The sequence below is a fragment of the Ruegeria sp. CDSA033 genome (genome assembly GCF_059612305.1).
In genome coordinates this window covers 1-13,549 of record NZ_JBXWQI010000040.1, presented here as the reverse complement: position 1 = coordinate 13,549, position 13,549 = coordinate 1, and the positions used below count along the sequence as shown (strand labels likewise).

16 protein-coding genes, 1 tRNA gene and 1 riboswitch are annotated in these 13,549 nt (G+C 56.3%); of the genes, 7 read left to right on the top strand and 10 right to left on the bottom strand.

Annotated features, from left to right (window positions below; translation table 11 throughout):
- Positions 1–459 precede the first annotated feature (459 nt).
- The 5 genes from AC2FLA_RS21960 to AC2FLA_RS21940 are packed head-to-tail and all read left to right on the top strand — an operon-like array spanning position 460 to position 4,233.
- On the top strand, positions 460–1,110 hold the full coding sequence (locus AC2FLA_RS21960; protein WP_496725314.1) for a histidine phosphatase family protein: 651 nt from the start codon (positions 460–462) through the stop codon (positions 1,108–1,110).
- 21 nt (positions 1,111–1,131) lie between these two features.
- The gene (locus AC2FLA_RS21955; RefSeq protein WP_496725312.1) at positions 1,132–1,746 is read left to right on the top strand and encodes a glutathione S-transferase family protein; all 615 of its coding nucleotides are present in this window, start codon (positions 1,132–1,134) and stop codon (positions 1,744–1,746) included.
- Between the two features lie 14 nt (positions 1,747–1,760).
- A complete protein-coding gene (locus AC2FLA_RS21950; protein WP_496725310.1) occupies positions 1,761–2,807 on the top strand; it encodes a saccharopine dehydrogenase in 1,047 nt (348 codons plus the stop codon).
- 12 nt (positions 2,808–2,819) lie between these two features.
- Entirely contained in the window at positions 2,820–3,068 is a 249-nt protein-coding gene (locus AC2FLA_RS21945; RefSeq protein WP_058273753.1) for a SemiSWEET family sugar transporter, read from the top strand.
- Between the two features lie 22 nt (positions 3,069–3,090).
- A complete protein-coding gene (locus AC2FLA_RS21940; protein WP_496725308.1) occupies positions 3,091–4,233 on the top strand; it encodes a saccharopine dehydrogenase family protein in 1,143 nt (380 codons plus the stop codon).
- A gap of 89 nt (positions 4,234–4,322) precedes the next feature.
- On the opposite strand, the gene AC2FLA_RS21935 is transcribed toward AC2FLA_RS21940, so the two are convergent.
- The 6 genes from AC2FLA_RS21935 to AC2FLA_RS21910 form a co-directional block, all read right to left on the bottom strand.
- A complete protein-coding gene (locus AC2FLA_RS21935; protein ID WP_496725306.1) occupies positions 4,323–4,526 on the bottom strand; it encodes a hypothetical protein in 204 nt (67 codons plus the stop codon).
- 47 nt (positions 4,527–4,573) lie between these two features.
- Entirely contained in the window at positions 4,574–4,801 is a 228-nt protein-coding gene (locus AC2FLA_RS21930) for a DUF1127 domain-containing protein (protein ID WP_108861885.1), read from the bottom strand.
- Between the two features lie 271 nt (positions 4,802–5,072).
- Positions 5,073–5,567, bottom strand: a complete 495-nt coding sequence (locus tag AC2FLA_RS21925; protein ID WP_058277392.1) for a universal stress protein — start codon at positions 5,565–5,567, stop codon at positions 5,073–5,075.
- 17 nt (positions 5,568–5,584) lie between these two features.
- The gene (locus AC2FLA_RS21920; protein WP_108861887.1) at positions 5,585–6,925 is read right to left on the bottom strand and encodes a TRAP transporter large permease; all 1,341 of its coding nucleotides are present in this window, start codon (positions 6,923–6,925) and stop codon (positions 5,585–5,587) included.
- A 17-nt stretch (positions 6,926–6,942) separates the two neighbouring features.
- The gene (locus AC2FLA_RS21915; protein ID WP_496725303.1) at positions 6,943–7,479 is read right to left on the bottom strand and encodes a TRAP transporter small permease; all 537 of its coding nucleotides are present in this window, start codon (positions 7,477–7,479) and stop codon (positions 6,943–6,945) included.
- A 69-nt stretch (positions 7,480–7,548) separates the two neighbouring features.
- Positions 7,549–8,565, bottom strand: coding sequence for a TRAP transporter substrate-binding protein (locus tag AC2FLA_RS21910; protein ID WP_113790480.1), 1,017 nt, complete (start codon positions 8,563–8,565; stop codon positions 7,549–7,551).
- A 170-nt stretch (positions 8,566–8,735) separates the two neighbouring features.
- On the opposite strand from AC2FLA_RS21910, the gene AC2FLA_RS21905 reads away from it, so the two are divergent.
- Positions 8,736–9,647: a LysR family transcriptional regulator gene (locus AC2FLA_RS21905; RefSeq protein ID WP_496725301.1), complete on the top strand. Its 912-nt coding sequence runs from the start codon at positions 8,736–8,738 to the stop codon at positions 9,645–9,647.
- 186 nt (positions 9,648–9,833) lie between these two features.
- Entirely contained in the window at positions 9,834–10,076 is a 243-nt protein-coding gene (locus AC2FLA_RS21900) for a hypothetical protein (protein WP_108861889.1), read from the top strand.
- An 80-nt stretch (positions 10,077–10,156) separates the two neighbouring features.
- Here the strand turns inward: AC2FLA_RS21900 and AC2FLA_RS21895 are convergent, their stop codons facing one another.
- The 4 genes from AC2FLA_RS21895 to AC2FLA_RS21880 form a co-directional block, all read right to left on the bottom strand.
- On the bottom strand, positions 10,157–11,056 hold the full coding sequence (locus AC2FLA_RS21895; RefSeq protein ID WP_496725299.1) for a metal ABC transporter solute-binding protein, Zn/Mn family: 900 nt from the start codon (positions 11,054–11,056) through the stop codon (positions 10,157–10,159).
- Complete coding sequence (locus AC2FLA_RS21890; RefSeq protein WP_496725297.1) at positions 11,053–11,955, bottom strand: metal ABC transporter permease; 903 nt, start codon at positions 11,953–11,955, stop codon at positions 11,053–11,055. The genes AC2FLA_RS21895 and AC2FLA_RS21890 overlap by 4 nt, the downstream gene beginning before the upstream one ends.
- Entirely contained in the window at positions 11,948–12,706 is a 759-nt protein-coding gene (locus AC2FLA_RS21885; protein ID WP_496725295.1) for a metal ABC transporter ATP-binding protein, read from the bottom strand. The genes AC2FLA_RS21890 and AC2FLA_RS21885 overlap by 8 nt, the downstream gene beginning before the upstream one ends.
- Before the next feature lie 229 nt (positions 12,707–12,935).
- Positions 12,936–13,146: riboswitch (cobalamin riboswitch) on the bottom strand.
- 326 nt (positions 13,147–13,472) lie between these two features.
- Positions 13,473–13,549: transfer RNA gene (locus AC2FLA_RS21880), tRNA-Met, on the bottom strand.

Genomic DNA, 13,549 nt, shown 5'->3' with positions numbered 1-13,549 from the left:
ACAGGCATCTCCCACCCAGCAAAATCAACCAACTTACCTCCCAACTCAACGTGCAAAGAATGCAATGGGGTGCGTTTGGGTGCGTCAGACATGGCAGAGACCTTTCCTAAGACCTTGGCAACATTGCCGCATGGATTGCAACGTTATCTCTGTATTGTCGCCAATTGACACCAAGGTTCCTAGGACTGTGCAGCGAGTCAACAGGCTTCGACTGCTGGCGGTCTTTTGGTCCCCCGAGGGCGGCGTTGCAGAGGCATGTATACGGCCGCATGCAGCGGCCTTGTATCCTATAGGAAACTTTTTTCCGTTAGGCAACATCGCATGCGACGTGCCATGGGCACATTTCTGCGGCGAACAAAAGACAGCCGAGCCATCAAACTGGTTTTTAGCCGCTTTCTGCCAAAGGGCTCTGGCACCGACCCTGAACCTGCCCTAAGACTTCGCGCAAGAGGGGACGCAATGGCACATATCACACTGGTGCGTCACGGGCAGGCCAACACCACCGCACGTGACGAAGTAAACTATGACAAGCTCAGCGATCTGGGCCATCAGCAAGCCCGTTGGCTGGGCGCGCATCTGCAGAACACACGGGCGTTCTACCCGCGCGTCTATTGCGGAACCCTGTCGCGCCACGTGGAAACCGCCGCCAGCATGGGACTGCCTGAACCTACCCGTGATCCACGCCTCAACGAGGTTGAATACTTCAACATTGCGAAATTGTATGAAGAGCAACATGGCATCCCCGTGCCGACGGACCGGGAAGGGTTTGTCGACCATCTGCCCCGAACTTTTGCCGCATGGGCCAGAGGCGAGATCGAGGAAACGCCCGAGACCTTTGAGGAATTCGAAACACGTGTCTCGGACGCTTTGCGCGATATCGGCACAGAAGGCGGTCCGGCGATTGTTGTGACCTCGGGTGGGTTGATCTCGATGGTTGTACGACAGGCCATGGGACTGGACATACCTGCGATGGCGCGGGTGGCTCTTGCCATCATGAATACCTCCATGCATCGTCTGCACCCGATTGGCGCGCAGCTAAGCCCGGTTCTGTTCAACGCAGTCCCGCACCTGGAAGCGCCAGACAGGCAGTTTGCCCAAACGCATCTGTAATCCAAGCCCGGAGGTCCCCTGATGCAGCTCTATTATGCCCCCCGCACTATTTCGATCGCCGTTGCCATCGCGTTGGAGGAGGCCGGTCTGGACTATGAAGCGGTCCGTCTGGACTTCGCCGAAGGCGACCAGACCAAACCGGCTTACAAACAGATCAACCAAAAAGGCCGTGTGCCTGCGTTGGCCGTTGATGGCGGTATCCTGACTGAAACAGGGGCGTTGCTGGAATATGTCGCTACGGTTGCGCCTGACGCAAATCTTGTCCCCGCCGATCCTGTCATGGCGGCCCGTATGCGCGAAGTGATGTATTATCTGGCCTCGACCATGCATGTGAACCACGCACACAAACTGCGCGGGGCCCGTTGGGCCGACAATAAAGCCAGCTGGAAAGACATGACCGGCAAGGTCGCCCAGACCATGACGACGTCCTGTGAGTACATCGTATCAAACGGTTTGCGCGGGCCCTTTGTGTTGGGCGATACCGTCTCGCTGGCGGATGCGTACCTTTATGTAGTGTGCAGCTGGCTGGAAGGTGACGGCGTGGACGTGTCGGCCTTTCCCAAAATTCTCGCTTTCCGCGAGGCGATGGAGGCGCGCGCCTCGGTTCAGGCGGTGCGCGCCGCCGGGATGCTCTAAAAAAAGGACGACGCATGACACATCTCTGGGTCCGGGCAGAACAGCGCCCGAATGAAGAACGGGTTGGATTGACCCCAGAAGGCGCGGCGTCCCTGATTGCGGCAGGCATCCGGGTAACCGTCGAGGAAAGCCATGTCCGCGCTATTCCGATAGACGGCTACAAAAACGCAGGCTGCGAGATTGCGCCCGAGAATTCCTGGCCCGATGCTCCCCTTGATGCCATCGTCTTTGGCCTGAAGGAGTTGCCAGAGGACGGCACCCCCCTGCCCCATCGCCACATCATGTTCGGCCACGCCTATAAGGGTCAGCATTCTGGCCGCGCCCTACTGCAGCGGTTCAAGGCCGGGGGCGGAACGCTTTATGATCTGGAATACCTTGTGGACGAGAACGGCCGTCGCGTCGCGGCCTTCGGGTATTGGGCTGGTTATGCTGGCGCAGCTGTCACCCTGAAAGCATGGGCGGCGCAGCAACGGAATGAGGAATGCCCGCCCGTTGGTGTGTATTCGGGCAAGGACGCGCTGAATGCTGAATTACTGGCCGAGCTGAACGCCACAGGCGCCAATCGTCCCCGCGCCATCGTGATCGGCGCGCTGGGTCGCGTGGGTGCAGGCGCCGCCGACCTGTGCGAGGCGATGGGCGTCAGTGTCACCAAATGGGACATGGCTGAAACCGCCAGCGGCGGGCCTTTCCCCGAAATTCTGGAACATGACCTGTTTCTGAACTGCATTTTTGCCCGCCCGGGCACCCCGGTCTTCGTACCGCGCGAGGCGCTGACAGCGCCGCGTAAACTGACTGCTATTGGCGACGTCGCCTGTGACCCGGACAGCGATTACAATCCGGTTCCGGTTTACGACCGCGCCACCACGTGGGACGCCCCTGCCTTGCGTGTTGCGAGTGATCCGGTGATGGACGTCATGGCGATCGACAACCTGCCGTCGATGCTGCCGGTCGAAAGCTCGGAAGACTACGCCGCGCAACTGCTGCCAACTCTGCTGACGTTGAAAGAGATCGAAAGCGGTGTTTGGGGTCGGGCACGGGACGAGTTTCGCAAACATGTCTGAGCCGGTGCACACATGGAACACTTGATCGGCGGGGCAGCAGCGGTTCTTGGCACGATCTGCTGGCTACCCCAGACCCTGAAAACGTGGCGCAGCCGCGAAACCAAGGACCTGTCTCTACCTGCAAACCTGCTGATCCTGACAACACTGACGTTGTGGTTGGCCTACGGATTGATGATCGCTGCATGGCCTCTGATCCTGGGCAACGTGATATCGATCCTTCTTGTGGGTGCGATCGTGATCGCGAAACTGAAATTCGGCTGAACAGCCATAGAGGAGCTTAAGCATGACCATCCATTGGTGTGGCACCGGCCTGTCGGCCATCCCCGGCCTGCGTCGCCTGATTGAAGGCGGGCACAAGGTCACTGTCTGGAACCGAACCATTGAAAAGGCCAAGGCCGAAGTCGGAGACCTGACCGACGACATACGTGCTTTTGACATCGGCGAGCTGGGAGCGGTGCTGGAAAAAGGCGACGTTATCGTCTCAATGCTGCCGGGCGATTGGCACGTGCCGCTGGCGGAACTGGCCATCTCGAAGGAGGCCAATTTTGTCTCATCCTCTTACATTGCACCCGAGATGCGGGCGTTGGATGACAAGGCCCGCGAGGCCGGTGTGGCCCTGGTGAACGAGGTCGGGCTTGATCCGGGCATTGACCACCTGATGGCACACGCCCTGATCGCCGATTATCGCGCCTCGGACGCGTTTGATGCGAACAACCACCTGAGCTTTATCTCGTATTGCGGCGGCATTCCGAAGAACCCCAACCCGTTCCGCTACAAGTTCAGCTGGTCGCCTTTGGGTGTGCTCAAGGCCCTGCGTTCGCCTTCGAAATCGATCCGCGATTATGCACCGCTGGACGTCGCCCGCCCGTGGGACGCGATCAGCAGCTATATCGCCCCGCTGCCAACACCGGAAAGCTTTGAGGTCTATCCGAACCGCGACTCTCTGCCTTTCATGGAAGAATATCAGTTCGAGGATCACTGGACCGTCAAGGAATTCGTCCGCGGTACCTTGCGCCTGAATGGCTGGGCCGATGCGTGGTCGGACGTGTTCAGCGAGATCGAAACCCTGTCCGGACCCGAGGGCGACGCGCGCCTGAAGGAAATGTCGAACCAGTTCTGGGACGAAAACGCCTATGACGAAGGGGAACCGGACCGCGTGGTTCTGTGCGTAGGACTGAAGGCCGAGAAAGACGGCGTACCCGTCTGGCACAAAACCTATGTCATGGACGCCTGGGGCGACGCGCGCGGGACGGCAATGGCGCGACTGGTATCTATTCCGGTCTCGCTGGCAGTCGAATCGGTCCTGAACCGTGCGATCGCCGTCGGTGTCCATGCAGCACCCAGCGATCCAAAACTGGTGCAGGGCTGGATGGCCGAGATCGACAAGCTGGCGCAGCATTTGCAGGTCGTCGATCACACCGCCTAAATTCACATTCAAAAAGCCACTCCGACATACAGGAGTGGCTTTTTTCTTCGTCTCTGTCGCCGGCATCAAACACGGCTATCGCCACAGCTTCAGATGAACCGTTGGATCGTATCATCAAGATCGCTGCGGTTTATGCCCAGCTCGGACAATTCCTGATCGGAAAAGCTGTCCAAATACTGTGCGGCCCGCACGATATCGGCGCTGATCGCGCGTAGTTGCATGGCGCGGTCGAACAATTGCAGGGCACTGGTCGTGGGCGTCAATTGCTTGCTTGGCGGGATGACATCAAACATGGGTACTACCTCATAACTGGTTACGCGGGTTCTTTTTCGGCACTTGGTTACTGCCGATAAGGTGCGCCGTGATAAACACTTTGATAGGCGCGTTGCTTGATTTCAGCCCGAGGGACGCCGATGTCGCTCAGTTGGCAATCGTTCAACGCCTCCAGGTCGTGGACTGTTTTGGCGAAAATCCTGCGGCGGAAATGCTCGGTTCGGGCCTCTGCATAATCCGCAAACAGCGTGGAAAAAACGTTGCCGTTCGGGGTTATTGTCTGTGTCGCTTCCATGGTCTTCTCCTCCTGAATCTGGATTGCGGTTGTGGTCACAATTCAAATAAAGGAACCGGTTCTTAAGGAGAGGCCACCGAAGCATTAAGCTCTGTTAACAAAGCTTGCCTGGAATGATCTTTGCCGAAGGTATTCAGCTTGGAGGGTTTTGGCCCAAGATGATCAAAGGGCCGTTGGATGCGGAATACACAGTATTCAGGCATCTCTTGGTAATTTCGCGCGAAATGGCGCAAAGTACGGGCCGCTACCATCGCAGCGGCCCGTGGAAATTTTAGACTTCGTCCGGGTTCGGAACGATCAGCGTCGGGATTTTCGACCTGCGCAAGACACGTTTTGCCACCGTCCCAAGGAAGGTGTGCGAAAAACCGTGGTCATGCGCGCCGAGCACAATCAGGTCACACCCCATCTCGACCGAGCGCCGCAGGATCACCTCGGCCGGGTGCCCGTCGGTGACCTCGATCGAGGACACCTGCTCACGGATCTTCGCGTCATCGCCTTCGAACTGTGCCCAGAACTTGGCTTGCCGTTCGGCCAGCACCTTGCGCACCATTTCATGGCGACGCTGGGCCGCAGTTTTGCGCGTTTCTTCGTTCAGGATGAACATGTCCATCGTGATCTTTGCGTCGTCCGATAGGGGTTCGTTCACATGCAGGACGTGAATTTCTGCCCCTGTCGCCATCGCAATGCTGGCCGCATTGCGCATGGCGTGACCCGAGTTTTCCGACAGATCGGTGGCGAACAGGATATTTGTCACCATTTGTTTCATAGCATCATCCTTTCAGGTCAGTAGCCCAACAGCCTTGGCAGCCATAGCGACAGCTCAGGGAAGAACGCAATGATAAAGATCGCGATCGTGTTAGCCGCTGCAAAGGGCAATGCACGGATCGAGATCTGCTCGATCGTTATGTTCGAAATACCCGATGCGATGAACAGGTTTTCACCCAGCGGCGGCGTCTGGAAGCCGATACCCAGCGTACAGACCATCACCACACCAAAGTGGATCGGGTCGATACCCACCGAATAGGCCACCGGCAGCATCACCGGAACCAGGATCAGGATGGTGGCCAGTGTCTCCATAAACATGCCGACGAACAGCAGGAAGAAGATGATCAGCGCCCAGATCACATAAAGGTTGTCGGTAAAGCTGAGCATCGAGTCCGCGATGATCGCCGGGATCTGGTTTTCCACCAGAAGGCGGCCAAACACGGTCGCGGTGAACAGGATCAGCAGAACACGGCCCGTCAGCCACGTGGTGGCTTCAAGCGACTGGAACAGCGACTGCCATGTCAGTTCACGGTAGATGACCACGCCAACGAACAGAGTGTAGAAGATCGCGACGATAGCGGCCTCGGTCGGGGTGAAGAAGCCGGTATAGATACCACCCAGGATCACCAGCGGCGCCATCAGCGACCAGAACCCGCGATACATTTCGCAGCCCACGTGACGGATCGACCAACCTTCGGCCACACCTTTGTACCCACGCTTTTTAGACATGAAGTAGTTCAGGATCAGCAAGCTGGTGGCGATCAGGAAGGCCGGAACAAAGCCCGCGATGAACAGTTTCGAGATCGAAACCGACTGGAAGGTGCCGAACTTTTCAACTGCTTCCAGCGGAGGCGCCATACCGAGCGCGGCAATGCCGAAGATCACCATCGGGATGGAGGGAGGAATAATAATCCCGAGGCCGCCAGAAGAAGCGGTAATAGCAGAGGCATAGCCGCGCTCATAGCCGCGGTCGATCATTGCTGGGATCATCAGCATCCCCACGGCCGCGGTTGTTGCCGGGCCCGAGCCCGAAATTGCGCCAAAGAACAGACAGGCCATAACCGTTGCAGCCGAAATACCGCCGGTGAATGGACCAGCCAGACTTTCAGCAACATTGATTAGGCGTTTTGAGATACCGGCGGCCTCCATAAGAGCCCCCGCCAGAATAAATGCAGGCAGCGCCATCAATGGGAACGCACCCACCGAGGTAAATGCAATCTGCACGAACTTGATTGGGTTTTCGCCTAGGTAAAGGAACGAAAACAGCGATGCCACACCCAGCGCAACCGTGATCGGTGCGCCGATAAGCAGCAGTAAAAGAAACGATCCAAATAGGATTGTGACGATTTCGGATTCCATAGTTTTTCCTCCCTGCCTCAGTCGCGCTTAGCTGCTTCGGTGGCAGCTTTGATTTCATCAAGGTCGATCTGGTCAGGATCATGGATGTCTTCACCTTTGATCAGGCGGCGATAGTTCACCTGAATGATGCGCACAGTCATCAGCGCAAAGGCGAGAGGTAGAACCATGTAGACATACTTCATCTCGATACCCAGGGTCTGAGATTTCCAGAACTTGTTCATCTTGTTGAAGACAAAGTCCGTTGCCAGATACAGGAAGTAGACGTTGAAAAAGAGCCAGAAGAGATCGGCAAAAGCCTCGATATACTTGATGTAGCGTTCGGGCAGGAACTTGAACTGGAAGGTCACCCGGTTATGCGCACCTTTCAATGCCGCATAGCTGGCGCCAAAGTAGACAAACCAGACGAACATGTAGACTGACAGTTCTTCGATCCAGCTGTACGAAAAGCCAAAGACTTCCCGCGCGATGATCTGTAAAAACAGCAGACAGACGAAGCCGGATAACAGGATCCGGCAGATGATACTTTCGATATTGTCCAGAAATTTCCAGAACATTTCGGAATTCCCTCCTCCCTGAGATGAAAAGAGCGCCGAAGCGCTCTTTTCCTTTTCGCTCTTTGGCGATTATTGCTGGACCGGGTCGCGGCCGATGGCCTCGAGGACCGTGTTCAGTTTGTCGACACCACCAATGGATTCGTAGAACTGCGGCCATACGGCGCCGGTTGCCAGTTCAATGAACTCGGCCTCATCGTTCTCAGGATCGATGATTGCCATGCCCTTGGCGGTCAGCTCTTCTTTGATCGCAGCTTCTGAGTCACGCAGGAACTGTGCGGAGATCTCAGTTGCTTCCTGACCGGCTTCCAGAATGATCTTCTGATCTTCTTCGCTCAGACCCTGGAAAACAGATTCCGAAACAATCAGCGGTTCAATCGAGAAGATGTAACGCAGGTTGGTCACGTGGTTCTGGACCTCGTAGAACTTCATTGCGTTGATCGTCAGGTAAGGGTTGTCCTGACCGTCGACGACTTTGGTTTGCAGACCGGTGAAGGTCTCGGACCATGCCATCGGAGTCGGGCTGATACCCCAGGACTTGTAGGTTTCGATCATGATTTCGTTCTTGGGAACGCGGATGATCAGGTCCTGCAGGTCAGCAACCGAGCTGACAGGCTTTTTCGAGTTGGTCAGGCGGCGGAAACCTGTGTAGGTCCAGCCGATGATGCGCACACCTGCGTCACGAATGGTGTTTTCCACCAGTTCCTGACCGATCGGGCCTTGGGTCAGCTTTTCAGCATCTTCCAGGGACAGGATCACATAAGGCAGAGTGAATACACCAACCGAAGGCGAGAACGGCGTGATGTTGTTGATCGCCAGCAGCGACATGTCCAGCGTGCCGATCGCGGCCTCGTTGACGGTGTCTTGCTCGGAACCCAGCTGACCGTTCAGGAACAGTGTAGCTGTGTGTGCGCCACCCGATTTTTCTTCGAGTGCCTTAACGAAAGCCAAGCCAAGGGCTTCTTGTGCGCTGCCTGCACTATCGCCAACAGCAATCTTGAAGTTCTTCGCGTCGGCTGCGCCCGCTACCATCAGGGCTGCGACCGAAACGGCAGCAGTCATGGTGCCAAGCTTTTTGATGAATGACATAGATGTCCTCCCAGTTTTATCATGTTTCGAGGTGCGCGCTGACCTGGGGAGAGATGGCCAGTCCGATTCTGCCTCGGCTTTTTCAGAGTAGCTTGTGAAATGTGTTTCTATGTTGCCTTTCTTTGCGCGATAGGTTTCATATATATCAAACCTTACGAATTAGGAAGAAAATGGTTGCCTCACGCATCGGCGACAGCGACATCCGATTGCTGCGCGTTTTTAAGACGGTTGTGGAAAGTGGCGGTCTGTCCGCAGCCGAAGTTGAGCTGAATATCGGCAAATCGACAATTTCAAAGCATATTACTGATCTGGAACTGCGATTGGGCTTGAAACTGTGCACACGCGGCCCTGCGGGTTTCGCCTTAACAGAAGACGGCGCAAAAGTGCTGCAGGCAGCAGATCACCTGCTGGTGTCTGTGTCGCAATTTCGAAACGAGGTCAGCGAGATCAAGGAACAGCTGGGGGGAACGATCCGCATTTCGCTGTTTGATCAATGTGCGTCAAACCCGGATTCCCGGCTTGCCCGCGCCATTCATCGGTTCAACGAAGCCGCCCCCTCGGTTCAGATCGAATTGTCTCTTGAGCCGCCAAACGTGATCGAAACCATGGTCATCAGTGGTCAGCTCGACATCGGGATTATTGCGCTGCATCGCCCTTCGACAAGTCTGAACTATGCGCCGTTATATGGCGAGAACATGTTCCTGTATTGCGGCCGAGAACACCCTCTGTTCGAAATACCGGACCGGAATCTGAGGACGAGCGACCTGCTCAGGTACAACTATGTTGGGCTCAGCGTGAACTCTCCGAACCTGATCGTCGGTCAGCAACTGGGCTTTAAACGTTCAGCAAAAGTTCAAAGCGAGCAGGCGCTGGCCATACTTATCCTGTCAGGGCGATACATAGGTTATTTGCCTGATCATCTTGCGCAGGACTTTGTGGACCAGGAAAAGATGCGGATGGTGTTGCCGGACGAAACGCAATATCGAACCCGGTTTGCTGCAGTGACCAGAAAGCAACCTGAACCGACGCGGGTGACAAATCTGTTTCTGGAAGTTTTGCAAAGCGAACATTCGAAACTCTGACAACTGCTCGGTTGGCACAACAGAAGTCGACTGCGGCCGAGACGTAGTTAATCACATCCTGTCGACGGCCAAACGCGATATCGGGTTCACGTTTTTGGCGTTGCCAAAAACTTGTGACTTCCTGCCACATCACTAGCGCTCGCTTTCTTCTCTCCTACATGCGCCTCACCGATATGAGGCGGACAAATGATAGACGACGATCCCCAACCCGTAGGGTATTACGACACGCACGATATATGGACCCTGGACCCAACGCCCGCGGACCAGTTGGTCTATGATGCCTTTGCCTCCGGCGTCGTCGATCTTCTGCAGGTGTTGGATGACAACAAGACGATGATGTCACGGGACGTTTACGCAAGACTGTTCGCCTCGCTTTTGGATCTTTCCCGAACGTTGGGAGAATACGAGGATGGATGGAAGCCGGATTAGGGGGCGATTTCCAAGAACCCACCGTTCCAATGCACGGTATGAGGCGACGGTTCAGGTGCCGCCCCGTACCTGAAGACAAGTTAGCTTGCGGTTGCGTTCCCAAGTGCGTTCAGCAGAGTGTTCAGATTGTGCTGGAACATCGCGAGATAGCTGGTGGCCGGGCTACCCCGTTCCGACAGGGCGTCCGAGTACAGCCGTCCACCAATCACGATGCCGGTTTCATCCGAGATTTGCTGAATCAAAGTGGGGCTTGTGATGTTTTCAACAAACAGCGCCGCAGCACCATCCGCCTTCAGTTGGTCAATCAGAACAGCAAGATCCTTGGCCGATGGCTCTGCCTCGGTGTCGATTCCAACCGGCGCAAGGAAAGTCAGGCCGTAGGCGTCTGCCAGATAGCCAAACGCGTCATGTGCGGTCACAACCGTGCGGCGATTGGCGGGCAGGCCTGCCAGCTTTGTCTTGGTTTCTGCATCCAGCGCCTCAAGCTGCGCAATATAGGCCGCAGCATTGGCAGCGATTTCTTCGGCGTGCTCGGGCATCGCCTCTGTCATCACGTCGGCCACATTGGTCACGTAAATCATGCCGTTCGACAGCGAGTTCCAAGCGTGGGGGTCGATTTTGCCCTCGACTGTGACAGTCGTGATACCATCGGTGGCAACGTGCACGGTTGCGTCAGTGCCCGATTCAGCGATCAGGGTATCGGACCATGTCTCAAAGCCCAGACCGTTGACAAAGATGATATCCGCCTGGGCAACGGCCTTCGCATCTGCAACCGAAGGCTGATACACATGCGCATCCGCATCCGGGCCCACGATTGTCGTAACTGTGGCCAGATCGCCGACGACCTCTTCGATCATGTCGCCGAGGATCGAAAAGCTGGCGACGATCTTGACGTTGTCTTCTGCCGCAACGGTCGGCAATGCAGCCAAAGCAAACGACACAGAGGCGATGCCGGCATAGAGTGACTTCACAAGAGTCATTGTGCTCTCTCTTCTTGTTGAATTTGGGCAATGGGGATGTCTTTGGAAACAGACGGTTTGCGCATCCGTCTGCCAAAACCAAGGGGACCGAAAATGGCCGAGAACAGAAAGAACCCACCGGCAACCAAAACGATCGCCGGGCCGGACGGCGTGTCCGGGAACAAGTAGGACAGGGTCAGGCCGATCCAGCAGCTGGACAAGGCAAACACAAAGCCCAGGACCAGTTGCCCGGTGATCGTACTGGCCCAATAGCGCGCGGCGGTCGCAGGCAGGATCATGAGGCCAACGGCCATCAACGTTCCCAGTGTTTTGAACGCGGCCAGCAGGTTCAGAACCAACAGCAGCATAAAACCCTGATCTACCAACCACGGTCGGCGCGTCTGCGTTTCGAAGAAAACCGGATCACAGGTGCTGACAATCAGCGGACGAAGCAGAACGGCGAATGCCAGCAATGTTACTGTCGCCACCCCGCCGACAAGGACCATCGACGCGTCGTCGATCCCAAGGATTGATCCAAACAGGAAGCTTTTTAGTGGAACTGCGGACCCTGCTGCAGACAGGATAAAGATACCTACCGCCAATGCGATCAGATACAGCGAGGCAAGGCTGGCATCGCTGCGCAGGATCGTCCGGCGTGCGAGAAAGGCGGTCAAAATGGCGACGCCAACACCCGCGATAAGCCCTCCGACCAGCAGTGACATGACCGACAGGCCCGCGGTGACAAAGCCGATGACAATGCCAGGGGTAATCGCATGGGCCATGGCCTCACCAGCCAGCGATAGGCGACGCAGAACAAGAAACGCGCCTACCGGCGCGACCGATGCCGAGAGGACCGTGGTTGCCACAAAAGCGCGACGCATGAAGGCAAAGCTCCACATTTCTGCGATCAGGTCATACATTGGCGTGCTCCGCTGTTGAATGGGTGCCACGGAACATCCAAGACGCCTGACTTTCCGAGAGGTATCCTTGTGCAACCAGCCGGTCTGGTGTCAGAACGTCATTCACCGGTCCGTGGGTCGCCTCTTGCCCGCCCAAAAGCAGCGCGTGGCTGCAATAATCCAGCACCGAGGAAAGATCGTGCACCACCAAAACCACCGCACGCCCCTCATCGCGCCATCGGCGGATAATCGACAACAGATGTGCTTCGGTACTTTGGTCGACTGCGGCAAACGGTTCATCCAACAGGATCAGCGGCGCGTCCTGCATGATAACCCGCGCAAACAGCGCGCGCTGCAGTTGCCCTCCCGACAGCATATGCAGAGGCCGGTCAGCGATATCCAGTACCCCGGCCTCATCCAGCGCTGCAGCCATCCGGTTGCGCGCGGCGGCGTCCAGCCCGGTACGATAACCAAACCCGCGCCAGGCACCCATCGCAGCAAGATCCCTCACACGGATGGGAAATCGGCGGTCGAACTCTGTCATCTGCGCCAGATACCCGATGTCACCAGGACGGCCCTGCGGCCAAGTCAAATTGCCCGAAAGAGGATCCATCAAGCCCAGCAGCATCTTTACAAATGTGCTCTTGCCCGACCCGTTCGCACCAAGAACGGCGAGGGTCGTTCCGGCCGCGATATCCATGGAGAGGCGGTGAAACAATGTCAGGTCGCGGTAGCCCAACGTCAGATCGCGGATTTGTAAAACGGCCGACATCAAATCACCGCGTAAATCGCGAGCCACAAGAGCGCCGACAGCGCCAGAGCCCCCGCGACCAGGACCGGAACGCTGAATTCTGTCAGACACTTACCCCTTTGGGTGTCAGCTTTTTGCAATGACAACGGCAACGCCTCCTGTGTTTGGACAGGGGCAAAGCGAGCGCAAGGTCGTGCACGGTACGGACCGCTTGAAACATTGTCATCTCCCTCTGGGACACCCCGCCCAGGTTCATAAATTTCGGATGGCAGGTCTCCTGACTTGCGGGTCAAAGCTATCCCGATCCTTCCCAGGCTATTGCCCAGTGGACGATCTCGGGTCGCTCGCCGCCTACAGTTGCGGGGGCAGTCACGGAATTGGCCTTTTTACAGAACCGCACCGTATTCCCTTTTATCCCTGACCGCAGAATACAGTCGGGAACCATCGCGAGGACAAAATACGAATTGATTTGATTCGACAAGAGCACGAACTTGCGCGGGGTGGCTATTCGTTCCAGTCGCTGCTCGACGATGGAGGGGGTGCGGTAGACGTGAGGCAACGGTGGATACTACACTGCCCCGCTTCTTGTAGCTTCAGACGCACGCCAACAGTCTTTTTGACTGTTTTTATTCTGCCCGTTTTTTTTGTTTGCGCTTAGGATTTTTGTTTGCGCTTAGGAATTGTGTCTTTGACCTTACGTTTATTCGCCTGACAGGGCGCAGATGTTAAACAATTGATTTATTTGATCAATTGCAGTCTGGCTGTGGTGTTTTGGGTTATCTGCCGCTGGTTGCGGGAGTAGGATTTGAACCTACGACCTTCAGGTTATGAGCCTGACGAGCTACCGGGCTGCTCCATCCCGCG